12 protein-coding genes are annotated in these 16451 nt (G+C 73.8%); 6 read left to right on the top strand and 6 right to left on the bottom strand.

Annotated elements, in window-relative coordinates:
• Positions 1 to 347 precede the first annotated feature (347 nt).
• The 4 genes from CHF15_RS04480 (at position 348) to CHF15_RS04455 (ending at position 4349) form a co-directional block, all read left to right on the top strand.
• The gene (locus tag CHF15_RS04480) at positions 348 to 995 is read left to right on the top strand and encodes a DUF4956 domain-containing protein (protein ID WP_089222295.1); all 648 of its coding nucleotides are present in this window, start codon (positions 348 to 350) and stop codon (positions 993 to 995) included.
• Positions 992 to 1822, top strand: a complete 831-nt coding sequence (locus CHF15_RS04475) for a VTC domain-containing protein (protein ID WP_089222294.1) — start codon at positions 992 to 994, stop codon at positions 1820 to 1822. The genes CHF15_RS04480 and CHF15_RS04475 overlap by 4 nt, the downstream gene beginning before the upstream one ends.
• Entirely contained in the window at positions 1819 to 2712 is an 894-nt protein-coding gene (locus CHF15_RS04470) for a hypothetical protein (RefSeq protein WP_089222293.1), read from the top strand. Before CHF15_RS04475 ends, CHF15_RS04470 begins: the two co-directional genes overlap by 4 nt.
• 521 nt (positions 2713 to 3233) lie before the next feature.
• On the top strand, positions 3234 to 4349 hold the full coding sequence (locus CHF15_RS04455) for an acyltransferase (RefSeq protein ID WP_322975670.1): 1116 nt from the start codon (positions 3234 to 3236) through the stop codon (positions 4347 to 4349).
• Positions 4350 to 4402: 53 nt separating this feature from the next.
• Here the strand turns inward: CHF15_RS04455 and CHF15_RS04450 are convergent, their stop codons facing one another.
• From CHF15_RS04450 to CHF15_RS04440, 3 genes are all read right to left on the bottom strand, one after another.
• Positions 4403 to 5533: an acyltransferase family protein gene (locus CHF15_RS04450; protein ID WP_089222289.1), complete on the bottom strand. Its 1131-nt coding sequence runs from the start codon at positions 5531 to 5533 to the stop codon at positions 4403 to 4405.
• Positions 5534 to 5663: 130 nt separating this feature from the next.
• Positions 5664 to 7982 (bottom strand): glycosyltransferase, encoded by a 2319-nt coding sequence (locus CHF15_RS04445; protein ID WP_089222288.1) that lies wholly within the window; start codon positions 7980 to 7982, stop codon positions 5664 to 5666.
• A complete protein-coding gene (locus CHF15_RS04440) occupies positions 7979 to 9367 on the bottom strand; it encodes a glycosyltransferase family 29 protein (protein ID WP_245938661.1) in 1389 nt (462 codons plus the stop codon). The genes CHF15_RS04445 and CHF15_RS04440 overlap by 4 nt, the downstream gene beginning before the upstream one ends.
• 454 nt (positions 9368 to 9821) lie before the next feature.
• Here CHF15_RS04440 and CHF15_RS04435 point away from each other — a divergent pair, with 454 nt between their 5' ends.
• The gene (locus tag CHF15_RS04435) at positions 9822 to 10790 is read left to right on the top strand and encodes a glycosyltransferase family 2 protein (protein WP_089222286.1); all 969 of its coding nucleotides are present in this window, start codon (positions 9822 to 9824) and stop codon (positions 10788 to 10790) included.
• Between the two features lie 2 nt (positions 10791 to 10792).
• A complete protein-coding gene (locus CHF15_RS04430) occupies positions 10793 to 12184 on the top strand; it encodes an alpha-2,8-polysialyltransferase family protein (protein WP_245938698.1) in 1392 nt (463 codons plus the stop codon).
• Between the two features lie 18 nt (positions 12185 to 12202).
• Here the strand turns inward: CHF15_RS04430 and CHF15_RS04425 are convergent, their stop codons facing one another.
• From CHF15_RS04425 to CHF15_RS04415, 3 genes are all read right to left on the bottom strand, one after another.
• Complete coding sequence (locus tag CHF15_RS04425; protein WP_265737384.1) at positions 12203 to 13732, bottom strand: serine/threonine-protein kinase; 1530 nt, start codon at positions 13730 to 13732, stop codon at positions 12203 to 12205.
• Positions 13729 to 14322 (bottom strand): hypothetical protein, encoded by a 594-nt coding sequence (locus CHF15_RS04420; RefSeq protein WP_089222285.1) that lies wholly within the window; start codon positions 14320 to 14322, stop codon positions 13729 to 13731. The genes CHF15_RS04425 and CHF15_RS04420 overlap by 4 nt, the downstream gene beginning before the upstream one ends.
• A gap of 98 nt (positions 14323 to 14420) precedes the next feature.
• On the bottom strand, positions 14421 to 16439 hold the full coding sequence (locus CHF15_RS04415) for an N-6 DNA methylase (RefSeq protein ID WP_089222284.1): 2019 nt from the start codon (positions 16437 to 16439) through the stop codon (positions 14421 to 14423).
• Between the last annotated feature and the right edge of the window lie 12 nt (positions 16440 to 16451).

The following is a 16451-nucleotide window of genomic DNA, read 5'->3' as shown; positions in this document are numbered from 1 at the left end:
TCGCCGTCCGGTGGCCGGAACGCGTCCGCGGTGCCGGGTTCCCCCGTCCCGCCTGGGGTTTCCCTCCCGGTTCGGCGTCCGGGGGCGCCTGCGGGCGGCTTGCCCGGTGCGGGACGCAGGGCTAGCGTCCGGCATCGCTGGACGAACTGTCCGGCGTTGGTGGACGGCGCCGGGTCCGTCGGCGCCCGCCCACGCCGGGCACTCCGCCCCGCGCACCGATGACCCCCGGGTCCCGGGGATCCGCCGCCCCATCCCCCTTTCCAGGACGGATCCCCGGGACCCGGGCCCATGACCCAGCCCCCGGAGGAAGACGTGCCCGGACCACACCCGCCCGCCCGGCGCCGCGCATGACGCACGGACCCTGGGACCTGCTCGCCCGTGGGGGGCTGGACATCCTGGCCCTGATGGTGCTGGTGGGCCTGCTCTACCGGCGCGGCTGCCCGGCCCCGCAGATGCCGCTGGTGCTGACGTCCCTCAACGTCGGCCTGTTCGCGGCGATGAGCGCGATGGGCGCGGGCTCGTTCCCGGCCGGAGTGGGCTTCGGGCTGTTCGGGATGCTCTCCCTGGTGCGGCTGCGCAGCACCGCCTTCACCGCCCGGGACGTCGCCTACACCTTCACGGCGCTGGTGATCGCCCTGTGCGGGGGTCTGCCGCAGCGGGAGACCTGGCTGGTCGTGGCGCTGGACGCGCTGGTGCTCGCGGCCGTCCTGGTCGTCGACGACCCGCACGCCCACCGGCCGACCCGGGTGGTGCGCCTCACCCTGGACCGCCTGTACGCCGATCCCGCGGCGGTCCACCGGGAGGTCGTGCTGCGGTTCGGCCAGGAACCGCTGGCGGTGCTCGTCGACGAGGTCGACTTCGTGCGCGAGACGACCCGGGTGTCGGTTCGCTACCGCGGTGACTCGCCTCTGGGGTGGGGTCTGCCGGACGACGGGGCGGGGCCGGCCGCCGGGCGGGGTGGCCAGGACGGCCTGCTCGAGAGCAGGCTCGTATGACCGGCCGGGGACCGTTCGCCGAGGTGCTCGGGCTGGCCCGGCTGCGGGGGGCGAGCCTCGCCGAGGTCGACGCCGCCGCGGCCCTGCAGCACCGCGTCGACCGCAAGTACCTGCTGCCGGTGCTGTCGGCACGCTGCCTGGTCGCCGCCCTGGCGCCGACGCACCACGTGCTGGACCTCGGCGGCCGCCGCACCACCGGCTACCGCAGCACGTACTTCGACACCGCAGGGCTCGGCGCCTGGCACGCCCATGTGCAGGGGCGCAGAAGGCGCTGGAAGGTCCGCACCCGGCTCTACGTCGAGGACGCGCTGTGCCGGGTCGAGGTCAAGACCAAGGACGGCCGCGGCGCCACGGTCAAGCACGCCCGCACCCTCGCCGCCTCGGAGTACGGGCTGATCGGCGCCGGGGCGGCCGCCTTCGTCGACGACGTGCTCGGCGGCGCCGGGGTACCGGTCCGCGCCGGGCTGCTGGCCCCCGCGGGGGAGATCCGCTACGTCCGCGCGGCCCTCGCCGACCTGGCGGCCGGCAGCCGGGTCACCGTCGACGGCCGGCTCACCTGCCACCGCGGCCGGGCGACGGCCGCGCTCGACCAGGGCTTCGTCCTCGTCGAGACCAAGGGCGGTCCCCGGCCGGGCACCGCCGACCGGCTGCTGATGGACCTGGGGGTGCGGCCGCTGCCGCTCAGCAAGTACGTCGTGGGACAGGTCCTGCTCGTCCCCGGCCTCCCGGGCAACGACGTGCTCCGCCTGGTGCGGCACTGCTTCCACGCACCCGTGCGCACCGGACCGGCCGCCCGGGTCCCCGGCCCGGCCGGGCCCGCGCGGTGAGCACGGCCCACCGCAGGGCCCCCGCCCGCCCCCGGGCCCCCCGTGCGGGCCGGCGGTACCCGGCCGTCGCGCTCGCCGCCGCGGCGGCCGTCGCCCTCGGCCTGATCGGCACCCACGCCACCGCGCCCGCCGGATCCGGGACGGGCACCGCGGTGCGGCGGATCGAGCAGGACCCGCCGCCCCCGCTGTTCCCGGACGCCGAGCTGCGCGACTGGACCACGCGGCTCGACGGGCAGCGGCGGGCCGCCGACGCGCTGTACGCCCGGTGGCGGGCGGGGCACGGCACCGCCCGCGACGACCCGGCGTTCGTCCGCTGGGCGGCGGAGCAGGTACCCGGCCCGCCCCCGGCGGCCGGACGCGCCGCCGGACTGGCGCAGGTCCGCGGGCTCGCCCGTACGCGGACCGCCGCCGGCCGGACGGCCGCCGCCTGGCTGACCGCCCACGGGGAGCGCGACATCTGGCGCCTGTACCTGGAGGACCAGCGCGAACTGATGCCCCGGGCCGAGGGCGAGGCCGCCCGGGCCCGTCTGGACGCCGCGCTGGAACTCGCCGGGACGATCAACGACCGGCTCGCCGGGCACTACCGGCGGCACCGCCCCGCCGTCCTCGACCCGGCTCTGCGCCCCGACCGGACGGCCGCTGCGACCGCCGGCTGCGCCTGCGCCTACCCGGCGGCGCCCGCCGCGCTCTCCTCGGCGGCCGTCGCCGTCCTCAGTGCCCTCGCCCCGCGGCGCGCCGCCGAGTACCGCTGGATGCAGGCGCAGGTGGTGCACGCCCGGCTCTACACCGCCGACCACCTGCGGGACGACCTCCTCGCCGGTGCCCTGCTCGGCTCCCTGGTCGGTGATTACATCCGGGCGGCGCAGCCCCGGGCAACGAGCCGCGCATGAGCGACGCCACCCCCTGTGACCTGCGACGCCCGTGCTCCTCCACGCCAGGTTCACCTGGACGCCACAGCGGGAGCGCCGGGCTTCACCAGGTTCGCACCCCCGGCCCCCACGGTGTCCCATAGTCTGCCGGGGCAGGTGAAATCGGACAGCGACCGGAACGGATCCATGGACATCGCCGTCTTCGCCGAGGCGCCGGAGGCCGTGAGCCCCGCCACCGCGACGCGCGGCGCCGGCGCCCGCGGAATCTCCCGCGCGAAGCCGGGGAAACGGGGTACACGCAGGTCCATGAAGTGTTCGACACCACCCGGTCCGGAGAGCGGATGAACCTCGTGCCGAGGCCGGCGGGCCCGGACGGCCCGGCCGCCCGGTCCGCCGGTCCGCCGCCCACCGTGCCGGCGACGACGGACCGGACCGCGGACACCCCTGCCCGCGGTGTCCGTGCAGCGCACCACCACCATCCGATCCCCGAGCCCGGCCGGACCCCGGCCGCGCTCCGCGAGCGCACCCGGGAGTGACCGCCGATCTCCGCCCAGACGACCACCGCCGCCCCCGCCCCCACCACCGGTCACGCGACCGGGACGAGCGAGGCGTCCGCCGCGCCCGCCGCCCGGCCGCGTGAGCACAGACACGACATCGACCTGCTGCGCGTCCTGTGCTCCATCGGTGTCATCGTCTGCCACGCCGCGGGCCAGCTCCTCAACGCCGTGGGCCGCGAGCCCTCCGGGGGCCGGCCCGTCTACTGGACCGGGCTCGTCGCGGACGGGCTGACCCGGTGCGCGGTGCCGCTCTTCTTCGCGATCGCCGGCTGGGTCGTGCTGGTCGGCGCCACCCCCCGGGACGGCACGCAGGTCCGCAGACGGCTGACCCGCATCGTGGTGCCGATGGGGGTGTGGACCGCCGCCTACCTCGCCTGGGACTGGATCCGGGACACCAACTCCCGGCCCACCCAGCGGCTGGCCTTCGAGTCGCTCTTCGGCTCCATCCAGCCCGCCTACCACCTCTGGTACCTGTACGCCTATGTGCCGGTGATCCTGCTGCTCTCGCTCGCCGCCCTGATCAAGGCGGGGAAGCGGCCGTGGGCCCTGGGCAGCCTGCTCGTCCTGCTGGCCATCGCGCCGACCTTCCTGGGCGACGTCGGCAAGGTCCTCCACGTGGGCCTGCCCGACTTCGAGTGGAACCTCTCCCCGTACCAGGTCGCCTACGCCGCCGCCGGCTCCGCGCTGCTCGCTCTGCCGCTGGCGGCCACCACCGGACGCCGCCGGCGCCTGATGTGGCTGGCGGGCGGGGTCTGCGCGTGGGCCGCGGTCGTGGCGTACGAGCACTGGGTGCACTACCCCTCGCCCTACGCGGGGCTGGCCGTGCCGTTCCTGGCGGGCGCCCTGGTGATGGCCCTCAACCGGATCAGCATCCCCGAGCGCCTGCGGCCGCTGGTGTCCCGGCTCGGCGGTGCGGCCTTCGGCGCCTACCTGGTGCACCTGATGTTCCTGCGGGCGCTCGCCCCGCACCTCGTCTCCGCCGACGCGGGCTGGCTGGGCGCCGCCGTCATGATCACGCTGCTGGTGACGGGGACGGTGGTGCTCTCCTTCGCCGCCAGCCTGCTGTGGACGCGCCTGCGGCTCAACCGCTGGCTGGGCTGACCCGGTACGACGACGGAGCCCCCGCCGCGGCGGGGGGCTCCGTCGTGATCACCTCAGCGTGCCGCCACGGCCGGCTCCGGCGCCGACGGCTGTTCCTGCGGTGTCAGCGGTGCGGCCCAGGGCGCCGTCACGGGCCGCTGGACGACCGGCGTCCGGGCGAACAGCCCGGTGACCGGCGGCCGGATCAGCGGCTGGAACACCCGTCGCACCAGAGTGGAGCCGAGCACCATCGACAGGGTCAGGGCGCACAGCACCAGGCCGATCTGCTCCAGGGGGGTGTTCACCTTGGCGATCAGGCCGTGCTCCCGCACCGGCATGATGAACAGCGGGTGCAGCAGGTAGATGGTGAAGCCGCCGGCGCCCAGCGCGGAGAGCAGCGGCAGGCGTCGCCGCGGCACCAGCCGCAGGAAGCACAGCACCAGGAACGCCGCCGAGGCGAGCACGGCGAGCCGGATCAGCCAGGCCCACCGCAGGCTCATGGGGTCCTCGGGCCGGTAGGTGTCGCTCATGGAGAGCCAGGCGCCGCTGATGTCCCGGTGCCACAGCCACCCCACCACACCGGCCGCGACGAGACCCGCGGCGGCCAGGGGCAGGCTCCACCGGCTGGTGAACCAGGTCCGCAGGGAGCCCTGGCCGATCCTCCAGCCGAGATAGAACAGCGGCATGTAGACCAGGGTGCGGCTGGCGGCGAAGAGCATCCCGAACTCGTCGATGTAGCCGACGGCCAGGGCCACGACGGTGGTGACGAGCAGGGGATGCCGCAGCTGCACGACCAGCGGGAGCAGCAGCCGCCAGAAGAAGAGCGCCATCAGGAACCACAGGGTCCACGGGAGCTGCGCGATGTGCAGGGTGAATTCGGCGCCGAGCCAGTACGCCTCCAGCGAGAACAGGACGCTGAACAGCAGCGCGGGCACGACGATGCTCTGCAGCACCGCGCGCAGCTGGCGCGGGCCCAGCGGCCCGGCGCTGCTGAAGACCCCGGCGAGGATGACGAAGGCGGGGACGCGCAGCGCCCAGGTGGACACGTGCAGGGCGTGCAGCGCGTGGTGCTGCGCCATGATGCTGCCCATCGTGTGCAGGATCACGATCAGGGTGGCCGAGACGAACCGGGCGTTGTCCCACCAGGGGTCCCTGCCCCGGTCGGGACCGGTGGTGCCGGCGGGTCTGGCGGACGGCTGTTCCATGGACTGCTGACTCCCTCTCTGACAGCGGTTGGACGCGCGCGACGGCGCGCGAGGTGCGGAGGACGTGAAGGAGGGGCGCCGTGTCAGCGACACGGCGCCCCTCACCGAACGACCGGCCCTCCGGGGAGGCTCAGCCGAGGATGGTCTTCAGCTTCGCCACGTTGTCCTGCGTCACCTTCCACAGCGCCTCCTGGCGTCCGTGGACGTCGGCGACCGTTGCCGACAGGTTGTCCAGGATGCCGATGGAGCGCTCCGCGAGGATGGCGCCGAGGTTCCGGTCGTGGACCGAGACGCCCCACTCGGGGCGCTCGATGTCGGACAGGAAGTACGCCATCTTCGGGTGGGAGATCAGGCTGATGATGGGCGTGCCGCAGCCGAACGGGATCATGCCCGCGTGGCCGCGCATGCCGATCACCAGCTTGGTGCGCGCGAAGGCGGTGCGCAGCTGGTCGGTGTCGAAGTCGTACATCGGCTCGACCGGCATCGAGATGCCGTACTCACGCCGCAGGTCGAAGACGAAGCGCTCGTCGTCCAGGGCGTGGGCGGCGTAGCGGACCTCGGCGTGCTTGCCGATGGCGCGGACCGCGGTGGCCATCTCCCGCAGGAAGTGGTCGTAGTCGTGGCCGAAGCGCAGCCCCGCGCGGTCGTAGGCGCAGTTGATCAGCACCGTGTCGTCGCGCGTGACCGGGTCCTGCCAGCCGGGCACCAGCTGGCGGGAGACGGTGGTCGGGCAGGGCTGGAAGAGCACCCGGTCCTGCAGCTCCGCGGGGAGCAGCGCGCGGACCTTCTCCACCGAGCCGTGGTTGCGCAGACCGAAGAACGCCGACTTGGAGACCAGCAGCCGCAGGCTCTCCTCGAAGCGGCGGCGCGTGTACGACTGGCCGTCGAAGGCGTTGTAGCCGACGGCGAAGACCGCCAGCGGGACGTCGATCTTCTCCAGCAGCCGGTCCGGCACGTTCCACTGCCAGGCGCTGTTGCCGTTCGGAGAGGTGTCCGGGATGAACAGGCCGCCGCCGCCGATGACCAGGCCGCGGCGCGAGTTCACCCGCTCCAGGGCCGCCTCGTCGAAGAGCTTGTGCGCGTGGATGGAGTGCCAGCTGCGGTCGCCGGTGTCCGGGCCGAAGCAGAGCCGGACCGTCTCGGGCAGGATCTTGTCGCCCGCGTTGCCCTGGCGCTCCATGTAGAAGGCCACGTGCGCCAGCTGCTCGGAGGGGCTGCCGGCCTCGGCCGGGCGGGCGGCGATCGCCTCCGCGCGCTCGTACGAGATCCGGCAGGCGCGGTCGCTGACGTCCGCGTTGAGGCCGGCCAGGGCGTAGTCGCGGGAGGCCGCGTTGTCGCCGAGGACCCACGCCATGTTCGCCAGCCGGCCGAAGGGGCGGGCGGCGGCCGGGGCGTGCGCCGTGGAGAGCAGCAGGTGGGCGGTGGCCTCCTCGTAGCGGGAGGTGGCCATCAGCGCCTGGCCGAGCAGCTCGTGGGAACGGCTCTCGTCGGCGGGGATGGGGGAGCGGCCGAGGATCTCCACCGCGTCCTCGTAGCGGCCCTTGGCCAGGTACGCCTCGGCGACCTCGCGGACGCCGTCGTGCCGGCCCTCGCTCGCGACGAGGTGGCGGCCGAAGTGGATCAGCAGGTCCGGGTGCTTCTCGTCGTCCAGCGCCAGGAAGCGCTCGACGAAGTCCGCGTGGGAGAGGTCGTACTCCTTCCACGCCGCCTCGGCGCCCGAGTAGCCGTGCTCGCCGCCGTTCCACGGCTTGTGGCGGCCGGTGAAGTGGAGGATGACGACGTCTTCCTCGTCGGGGGAACGGTCCCCGGACAGGCGGCGCTTCACGAAGTTGTAGCGCGGGTCGACCTTGATGAACTTGCCCGCGAGCAGGGCGTTGAGGATGCCCTGGTCGTGCTTGTCGAGCTCGTACGTGCCGGCGGTGCCGACGGCGTCGATCTGCGCGCAGAACTCGTCGGTGAGGTACTCCTTCTGGATCACCAGCAGGCCGCTGTTGAGCTTCGACTGGTCCAGCAGGAACTGCGGCACCGCGCCGACGCCGTCCCGCATCCGCAGCAGCTCGGCCAGGTCGCCGAGGACGACCATGTCGGTGTCGAGCGTGATCACCGTGTCGTAGTCGCGGATCCGGAAGACGTCGAGGATGAAGTACGCCTTGCGGACCAGGTAGTTCTCCGGGTCGCCCTTGACGAAGTCGTCGTAGCGCTCGGGGACCACGCGGCGCATGACGATGCGCGGGTGCAGCTTGCGGATCTCGGTGATCGACGCCGGCTGCAGGTCGTCGTAGAGGACGACGAAGTCCTCGCACACCGTCGGGTTGGTCAGTGCCAGGCTGCGCAGCAGGGTGAGGAAGCCGGGCAGGTAGTTCTCGTCGACGTACGACGCGAAGGCGACGCGGCGCTTGCCGGTCAGCGTCTCGCTCCGGGGCGCCGGAACCGGGACAGAGGCGGTCATCGGAGCGATATCCTCATTTCAGTGACTTCCTGGGCGCGGGCCATGACCCAGGCCTTTTCGTCCGAGTAGCCGTGCGCGGTGGCGATCGGGAGCTTCATGGCTTCCTGAAGGCGGTAGGCACCGCTGTCGTAGAAGTCGAACCCGATGAGGTCGATCTTCGGGCTGACGTCCAGGAAGTCCAGCAGCCACAGCATGTTGAAGCCGCTGGTGGGGATCGAGGGCATCACGTCCTCGCCGACCCGGCCGATCTCGCGCACCGGCCAGCGCAGCGTCCGGTCGCCCACGTAGCGCTGGGCGCCGGGGACCAGGCGGCGGCGGACCGAGTTGCGCCACTGGTGGTGGCTGCCGCTGAAGACCAGCCGCGTCTCGACCTTCTTGTCCCAGTTGTAGTTGTGCAGGTGGATCGTCGCGTGGATGTCGGTCTTGGTGCCGGTGGCCGGCGCCTCGATCCGGTAGGAGTTGAAGCGGACGACGAGGTCGTAGGAGTCGATCTCCTGACCCATCGTGCTGGTGCCCACCCGCTGGGAGTTGGCGACCAGGCAGATCGTCTTCCCCGCTATCAGGTTGCGGAAGTCGCTGAGGGCGACCATCTCGGTACCGGTCAGCCCGGGGTCCGCGATCGGGTCCAGCTCGCGCAGCCGGCGGTCGTCGGCGTACAGCTCCAGCAGCCGGGTCGAGCCGGCCAGCCGGCCGCGGTCCCGCTCCAGACGGAGGTTCACGTAGTCCGTCAGCGCCGCGCGCACGGAGGTGGAGGGACGGTCCTGCTCGGCCATCGAGACCAGCGCGGCCACGAGCCGGGGCTCGGCACGCTCCCAGTCGCCGGCCTCCTTGAGGGCCAGGCCCTCCGCCCACAGCTCGGTGTCCGGGGCGCCCTTGAACTCACGGGCGCCGGGGGCCTCCTGCTCAAGCAGCTCCAGCGTCTCGGCCAGGCGCTCGCCGCTCTCCTGGAGCTTGGTGATGCGGCCCGCGACGTTGAGGTCGTCGTTGGGCGTGAGGGCCAGGAAACGCTCGTACGCGGCGATGGTTGCGGCGTCGTCGCCCAGCGCGTCCATCAGGCGCGCCCGCAGCCGCCAGCCGGCCCGGGACTGCTTGCGGACACCGAAGATCGTCTCGGTGATGCGCGTCGCGAGCCGCAGCTCGTCGGCGCCCCGCACGTCCACGGCCTTGTTGCCCACCTCGAGGAGGGCGTCGAACACCTCGGGGTTCGACTTCGGCCAGGTGCTCTTCCCGCCGGAGAGCGCGGCGGCGTCCCCGGGATCGGTCATCGCGGCCGCGTACCGGGCGAGAAGTTCCCGGATGGCTTCGGCGAGCTGGCCCTTCTTCCAGTCCAGGTTCTTGACGAGCTTGCCGCCGTGGACGGCGCAGGACCGGACGCACTCCGCCACGGAAACCGAAGCGATCGGAATATCCGCCCCCGCGGCGTTGTCCAATCTTTTCTCGAGCCATCCAGCCCGGAACTTGACCATGCTGCTCCCAACAATGACACGGCCGCTGGGGAGAACTGCATGGGTTTCCCGCGCGGATCAACAGACCCCGCCCGGGGCACCTCGACGCACATGGACACGCGCACGGCACATGGGGCGGAGGCGATCACCATAGGGAGCGGATGTGACGTCCAAGTGAACGAGGATCTAATCGGATGCGAACGACCTGGGCGGCGGGCGGAGGGGACCGCGGGCGACGTGCGGAAAAGCGGGAGTTCGCATTCCGTATTCCCTGTGTTCACCCTGCGGAAGCATTCTCGACGCCCGTTCTGGATCTAGTCCTATACGCTTGCCCTCCGGCACCGTCCGGGGGGCCGGAGTCCGTGGCCCGCCTCGAGATCGTCTGGATTCCCAGGTGCCCAAACTTTCGGTAATCGTTCCCTTCCGCAATATTCAGGCATACGCACCGGACATGTTGTGCGGGCTTGCCAACAACGCGGGGGAGGGCACCGAGTTCATCCTCGTCGACGACCACTCGACGGACGGCACCCCGGAGATCCTCGACCACTGGGAGCGCCGGCTGCCGGGCCTGAGGGTGATCCGGCACGAGGTGAACAAGGGCGTCGCCCAGTCCCGCAACACCGGACTGGACGCGGCCCGCGGGCAGTACGTGACCTTCCTGGACGGCGACGACTGGTACGCCCGCGGCTACCTCGACGAGCTCGTCGCCGGCATCGAGACCCTGGGCTGCGACTTCGTGCGCACCGGGCACGTCAAGGCCACCGGCGCCGAGCGGGTCGTGCACCGCCCGCCGGCCAGGCGCTGGGACGCCGTGCTCGACCCGCGCGACGCGATCGCGCCCTCGCACGTGTCCACCATGGTCGACTACCCCTTCGTCTGGGCCGGGATCTACCACCGCCGGCTCTTCGAGGACGGCGGTATGCGCTACAGCACCGGCCTGCGGACCGCGGAGGACCGCGAGTGGGTCTGGCGGCTGCACCTGACGGCCGAGTCCTTCGCGGTGATCCGCCCGCTCGGCGTCTTCTACCGGCGCGGGGTCAGCGACTCGCTCACCCAGATCAGCGACGGCCGGCAGCTGGACTTCATACCGGCCCACGACGCGATACTCGACGGCGTCCTCGCCGACCGCGAGGCCGACCGCTTCCTGCCCAAGATCGTGCGCACCTACTGCGCGCTGATCGCCTTCCACATGTCCAACGTGCGGCGCTACGACGCCGAGACCGGCCGGCAGCTCAGGCGGCAGTCCGCCGCGGCGCTGGCCCGCATGCCGCAGGACGTCCTGGACCGGACCCTGGCCGAGATGGACATCCAGCGCGCGGACGTGCTCCTGCGGCTGCGCGCCGGCGCGCGGAAGGCGGCGTGACGATGACCGTGACCATGGCGGACCCCGCCGAGGAGAGCATGAACCACGACCGGGCCCAGATCTTCGAGGTCTCGACCCTCTACGGCGCCGCGACGCTCGCCGCCGCGCTGGACGCCGGTGCCTTCGGGCCGCGTGCCGGCACCCGGCGCGTCCTGCTGGTGAGCAACAACGCCCCGGTCCCCGAGACGGTCGTCCAGCTCTCCGACATGTACGGGTACCGGCGGATCGTCACCCGCTTCGACGAGGTCGTCTCGTGGAACGAGGTGATCCACCCGCACCGCCCATCCAAGTGGGCCCCGTTGGAGGACGAGAGCTCCATCTGGCAGCGGCTGTTCCGGCACTCCTGGGGCCTCGGCGACGTCCCCGTCGAGCTCGTGGTGGAGTCGATCCAGGTCAACCCGGCACGCGCGCTCGCCACGATCTTCGCCGAGAGCGCCGTCCACGTGTACGCGGACGGCCTGATGAGCTACGGGCCCACCCGCGAGAAGCTGCCCGGCCCCCTCGGCAACCGCGTCCAGCGGGTCCTCCACCTCGACCTGGTCCCCGGGCTGCGCCCGCTGCTGCTGGCCGAGACCGGCGCGGAACCCGAACTCGTCCCCGACGACGCCTTCCGGGCCGTCCTCAAGGAGATCGCCGTCGAGGCGGCGGACGACCCCCGGCTCGCCGCGCTCGCCGAGGACCCGCCGACCGCGGTGCTGCTCGGCCAGTACCTCGCCGCCCTGCGCATCCTCAGCCCGCAGGAGGAAGAGGAGCTGCACGTCACCATGGTCCGCGGCGCGATCGCCGCGGGGCACCGCTCGATCGTCTTCAAGCCCCACCCCACGGCGCCGGCAGGCTACTCCAGGGCGATGGAGGAGGCCGCGGCGGCCGAGGGCGCACGGCTGCGCGTCCTCGACGGCCCGCTGCTGGCCGAGACGCTGTACGAGGTCTGCCGGCCGCGCCTGGTCGTCGGCTGCTTCTCCACCGCGATGCTCACCGCGAGCGCCTACTACGACGTCGCGATCGCACGGGCCGGGACCCGGCTGGTGCTGGACCGGCTCACTCCCTACCAGAACAGCAACCGCGTCCCGCTGACCATCGTCGACCACCTCGTGCCCGACGTCGCCGTCCCGGACGGCCGGGGCGGCGCGGCCGGGGAACTCGCCGCGCTCGTACGGGCCGTGGGCTTCTGCATGCAGCCCAGGATGCACCCCGGGCTGCGCGAGGAGACGACGGCCTGGCTGCGGGACAACCTCGGCCCGGACACCGAGCACTACTTCCGGCGGCGCCGCCTCACCTCGCTGGGGCTGCCCGGCGGCGGCCCGCTCAGCGCCACCCAGCGGCTGCGCGGCAACACCACCGTGCGCCGGATGGTGCGCGTGGCCCGCCGCCTGCGCGCCCGCGGCGGACGGTAGGCCCCGTACCGCCACGGCCTAGCGGCCCACCTGCCCCAGCCAGGTCAGCGTCCGCCGGACCTCCAGCGAGAAGGGGTGGTGCGGGCCGTGCACCCGGTCGGAGTCGTACAGCAGACGGGACAGCACGTCGTGGGCGGCCATGCGGTCGCCCACCGACAGCAGCAGGTGGCCGATGCGGCGCCGCACCTCCAGCGGCAGATCGGGGTCGGTGGCGCGGTACTGCTCGAAGGAGGGCAGCAGCGCCCGGTACTCGGCGAGCGCCGCGGGGGCCTCGCCCAACTGCTCCAGGCACTGCGCGGCCTCGTAGCGGTACTGCAGCGACTGACGTCCCAGCGGCCCCGACTCCGCGGCGAGTTCGTCCGCGAGCCGGCGCAGCTCCGGCAGGGCCCGGCGGTACTGGCCGTCCTCCATCAGGGTGGCCGCGTACTGCTTGCGCAGCATCCGCACGACCGGTGACTGCTCGCCGTGCTTCTCCGCGGCGGCCGGCAGCACGCCGCCCAGGATGTCGACCGCCTGGGTGATGCGCCCGGCGTCGAGCAGCCGCTTCACCTCGTCGACCGCCTCCGCGATGCCGTGGCCCGCGGGGGCCGCGGTCATGCCCGGGGCGGGGGTCGGCTGCGACGGGGCGGCCGGGCGGTCCGGCCAGGGGGCGAGCGGTCTCAGGAAGGGGCGCGTGGGGTCCATCGGCCCGAGGGGGCGGTGGACGGAACCGGGCACCGGCAGCAGCGGCGCCAGCCTGCGGTAGGTCTCCTGGGCGTCGGACGGCCGGTGCTGCGGGTCCTTCGCCAGCAGCTGCAGCACCAGCGCCTCCAGCGGCTCCGGCACCTCCGGGCGCACCTGCCGCAGCGGCACGGGCTGCTCGTACAGATGCCGGTGGAGCACGCCGAGCGCCGTGGAACCCGCGAACGGGACGGTGCCGCTGACCAGTTCGTGCAGCAGCACCCCGAGCGCGTACAGGTCCGTGCGGGGTCCGACGGCGCCGCTCATCGCCTGCTCCGGCGCCATGTACGCGGGGGTCCCGATGGGCGTGCCGGTGTGGGTGAGCCGGGTCGTGTCGGTGTCGAGCACGGAGGCGACACCGAGGTCCAGGACGACCACGGTGCCGTCCGGACGCACCATCACGTTGCGGGGCTTGAGGTCGCGGTGCACGATCGGCACCGCGTGCACCGCCGCCAGCACGGCGCACAGCTGCGCCGCGACGGCGACCGCCCACGGCCAGGGGTAGGGGTCGTGCTCGGCGAGGTGGTCGGCGAGGTCGGCGCCCTCCACGTACTGCATGACGAAGTACAGCTCGTCGGCGTCGCTGCCCGCGTCGTGGACGGTGACCAGCCCCGGATGGTCGACCTGCGCGGTGACCCGGCACTCCCGCACGAAGCGCCGGCGCAGCTCCTCGGCGTCGGCGCCGCCCGCCACCTTGTCCGGGCGCAGCAGCTTCACGGCCACCCGCCGGTCCAGCCGCCGGTCGTACGCGGTCCACACCTGGCCCATGCCGCCCTGGCCGAGGACCGTGGCCAGCTCGTAACGGCCGGCGACGATCCGTCCGTTCACTGACCGCCCTCCTGCTTGCGCAGCAGGTCGCTCAGCTCGTCCAGTTCCGCCCGCACCTGGTTGATCCGCGGCTGGTGCGGGGGTGCGGGCGGCTGCGGCGGCACGTGGGCCTGCGGCGCGGGGGGCGGGGGCGGGGTCGGTGCCGGCGGGGTCGCGCGGTACGGGTTGTAGTCCGCCTGCGGGTGCGGCGGGGCCGGCTGGTGCGGCGGCGGGTACGGCACGGTCGTGGCGTACGACGGGTAGCCGGGCGCCCCTTCGGCCCGGGCCAGCGCCAGATCGGCCACCAGGTAGTGGACGCCGACCAGGGGGACGAGGGCGATGACGGTGAGCAGCGCCACGTCGGTCCAGGGGTTCTCGTCCGACAGCGTGCCGATGGTCGCGAAGGAGGCGATGCTCACCGCGGTGCCGGTCCAGAAGAAGACCCAGTCCATGGCCCGGCGCCGCCGGACGGCCAGGTGCAGCAGGGGGAGGCAGGACAGGAAGCCGCAGCTGATCGCGGTGATCGCGAGGAAGATGGCGCGGAGGGTGGTCGCCGTGGCCTTGGACTGAGCGGGCGGGTACGGCGGGACCGGGCCGGGGCCGTTCGTCACTGCTCTCGGACTCCCTGGGACATCAGTACGGGTGACAGCTGCGAGTGGTATCGCGAGAGTATCCGCCGCCGCCGACGGGCTGTCACCCGATCCCGTAACTATTCGGGACGCACCGTGCCGTCGGTCAGTCCGTCGTAGAGCCCCTGCACCAACTGCTCGCCCAACTGCCCCGCCAGCCGCAGGGCCTCCTCGAAGGCGGCCAGGGTGCGGAAGCGCTCCCCGTACCGGCGCTGGTCGGCCAGCGGCAGCCGCGGCACCTGGAGGCGGCGGACGTCCAGCCGGGTCGCGGTGGAGGCGTAGCTGCTGGCCTGGCGGTTGTTGGCGGTGCCGCGCAGGAAGCCGGCGAGGAACCAGGGGTCCAGGGCGGCCGGGTCGGGGCGCAGCAGATGGAGGTTGCGGCCCAGGGCCGCCCCGGCGGTGGCGGCGTCGACGACGCGCGCGGCCGAACCCCGGCCGAGCACCGGGACGACGACGTCGCCCTCCTGCGTCAGGACCGGCTCCTCCCCGGGCGGCCCCTCGGGCAGGGTGCCGCTGGGCGCGCCGCCGCCGAGGACGTCGTGCTCGGTGAGCACGGCGGGACCGCCGTCGGGGCGGGCGCTCCCGTTGCCGCCCGCGCGCAGCACCAGTGCCCCGGCGCGGGCCAGTTCGCCGACCGTGGTGAGCGGCCAGCGGGCGGGCTCGGCCGCCCCGGCGGGGGCGGGGGCGAGTTCGGCGGTGCGCAGCAGGGTGGCCGCCAGCAGGTCGCGCACCCCGGCGAGCTCGGCCGCCCCGCCGCCCGCGGCGGGCGGCGGCAGATGCCGGGCGGGGGCCAGGTCCACGTCGTCGTCGAGCAGGTCGATGACCTTCAGGGCGCGGCTCACGCCGGGCCGCTCCTCGGTGGTGCCGTGCCGGTCGAAGGACTGCCAGGCGTCCAGCACGGTGGCGCGCACCGTCTGCCAGGGCACCTTCTCGCCCCCGGGGGCGGCGTCCTGCGAGCCCGCGGTGTCGACCAGCAGCAGGTGCGGGGAGGCCGGCGTGCCGGCGTCCGGCCTGCGGAGCACCCACAGGTGCAGCGGGATGCCGTACGGGGGTGCGGCGCCGGCCGGGAGCGCGACCACCGCGCGCAGCGCGCCGCGCCGCAGCAGGTCGGCGCGGATCCGGCGGCCGGAGCGGCGCGAGGCGGCGGCGGGCGGCATCAGCAGCACGACCGTCCCGCCCTCCCGGACCCGGGCCAGGCAGTGCTGCACCCAGGCGAGTTCGGACTCGGTGCGGGCCGGGAAGCCGTACTCGAAGCGGGGGTCGTAGGCGAGGTCCTCGTGGCCCCAGTTGCGCTCGTTGAACGGCGGGTGGCACAGCACCGCGTCGGCGGCGAGCGCGGGGAAGGCGTCGGCGCGCAGGCTGTCGCCGCCCGCCACCCGTACCGCCGCGGCCGGGTCGGCGTGCAGCGCCAGCCGCAGCGCCGCGAGCGCGGCCAGGTCCGGGTCGGCCTCCTGGCCGTACACCTCGTGCGGGGCCTCGGCGGCGCGCAGCAGGGTGCCGGTGCCGCAGGCGGGGTCCAGCACGGTACGGGCGGGGCCGGCCAGCGCGGCCATCAGCTCGGCGGGCGCGGGCGGGGTCAGGGTGTGCTGCCGGGGGTTGGCGTCCAGATGGCGCCCGAGCAGGAACTCGTAGGCCTGGCGCGGTCCCATCCCGGCGGCGAGTTCGGCCGCTCCGCGCAGCAGTTCGGCGTCGACGGGCGCGCCGGGGGTGAAGCGTCCCCCGAAGTGCCGCTCGAGGACCTCCCGTACGGCCTCCGCGGCCTCCGTGTCCTGCGCGCCTTTCATCCGGGGCGCGGCGTCGGGGCGTTCACGGACCAGCAGGCACACGGCGCCGGCCTGCCGGAGCGCGGCCGCGGTGCCCGCGGGATGCGACTCGGCCCGCTGCCAGACCCGTTCGCGCAGCGGGACCTCGGCGAGTTTGCCCTGGGCCCGGAGCCAGCTCTCGACCTCGGGCAGCGCGAAGGCCGGGCTGGTGTCGGTGCCCCCCACCGGCTTGGGGAAGTCGGCGTGCCTGCGGCGCCAGTTGCTGACGGCCGCCCGTCCCACCCCGGCCAGCCGCGCGATCCCGGCGGCGGTCACCTCGCTTGCGTTCTCCGGCACCTGGCTGGCTCC

This window comes from Actinacidiphila glaucinigra (assembly GCF_900188405.1).
Classification (GTDB): Bacteria; Actinomycetota; Actinomycetes; order Streptomycetales; family Streptomycetaceae; genus Actinacidiphila; species Actinacidiphila glaucinigra.
This window is presented reverse-complemented; position numbering and strand designations above follow the sequence as displayed.

Excerpts from the sequence above, each read along its gene's own strand:
- CHF15_RS04430 (WP_245938698.1), top strand. The coding sequence starts at position 10,793 with ATGACCGTGACCATGGCGGACCCCGCCGAGGAGAGCATGAACCACGAC.
- CHF15_RS04445 (WP_089222288.1), bottom strand. The coding sequence starts at position 7,982 with ATGACCGCCTCTGTCCCGGTTCCGGCGCCCCGGAGCGAGACGCTGACC.
- CHF15_RS04450 (WP_089222289.1), bottom strand. The coding sequence starts at position 5,533 with ATGGAACAGCCGTCCGCCAGACCCGCCGGCACCACCGGTCCCGACCGG.
- CHF15_RS04475 (WP_089222294.1), top strand. The coding sequence starts at position 992 with ATGACCGGCCGGGGACCGTTCGCCGAGGTGCTCGGGCTGGCCCGGCTG.
- CHF15_RS04480 (WP_089222295.1), top strand. The coding sequence starts at position 348 with ATGACGCACGGACCCTGGGACCTGCTCGCCCGTGGGGGGCTGGACATC.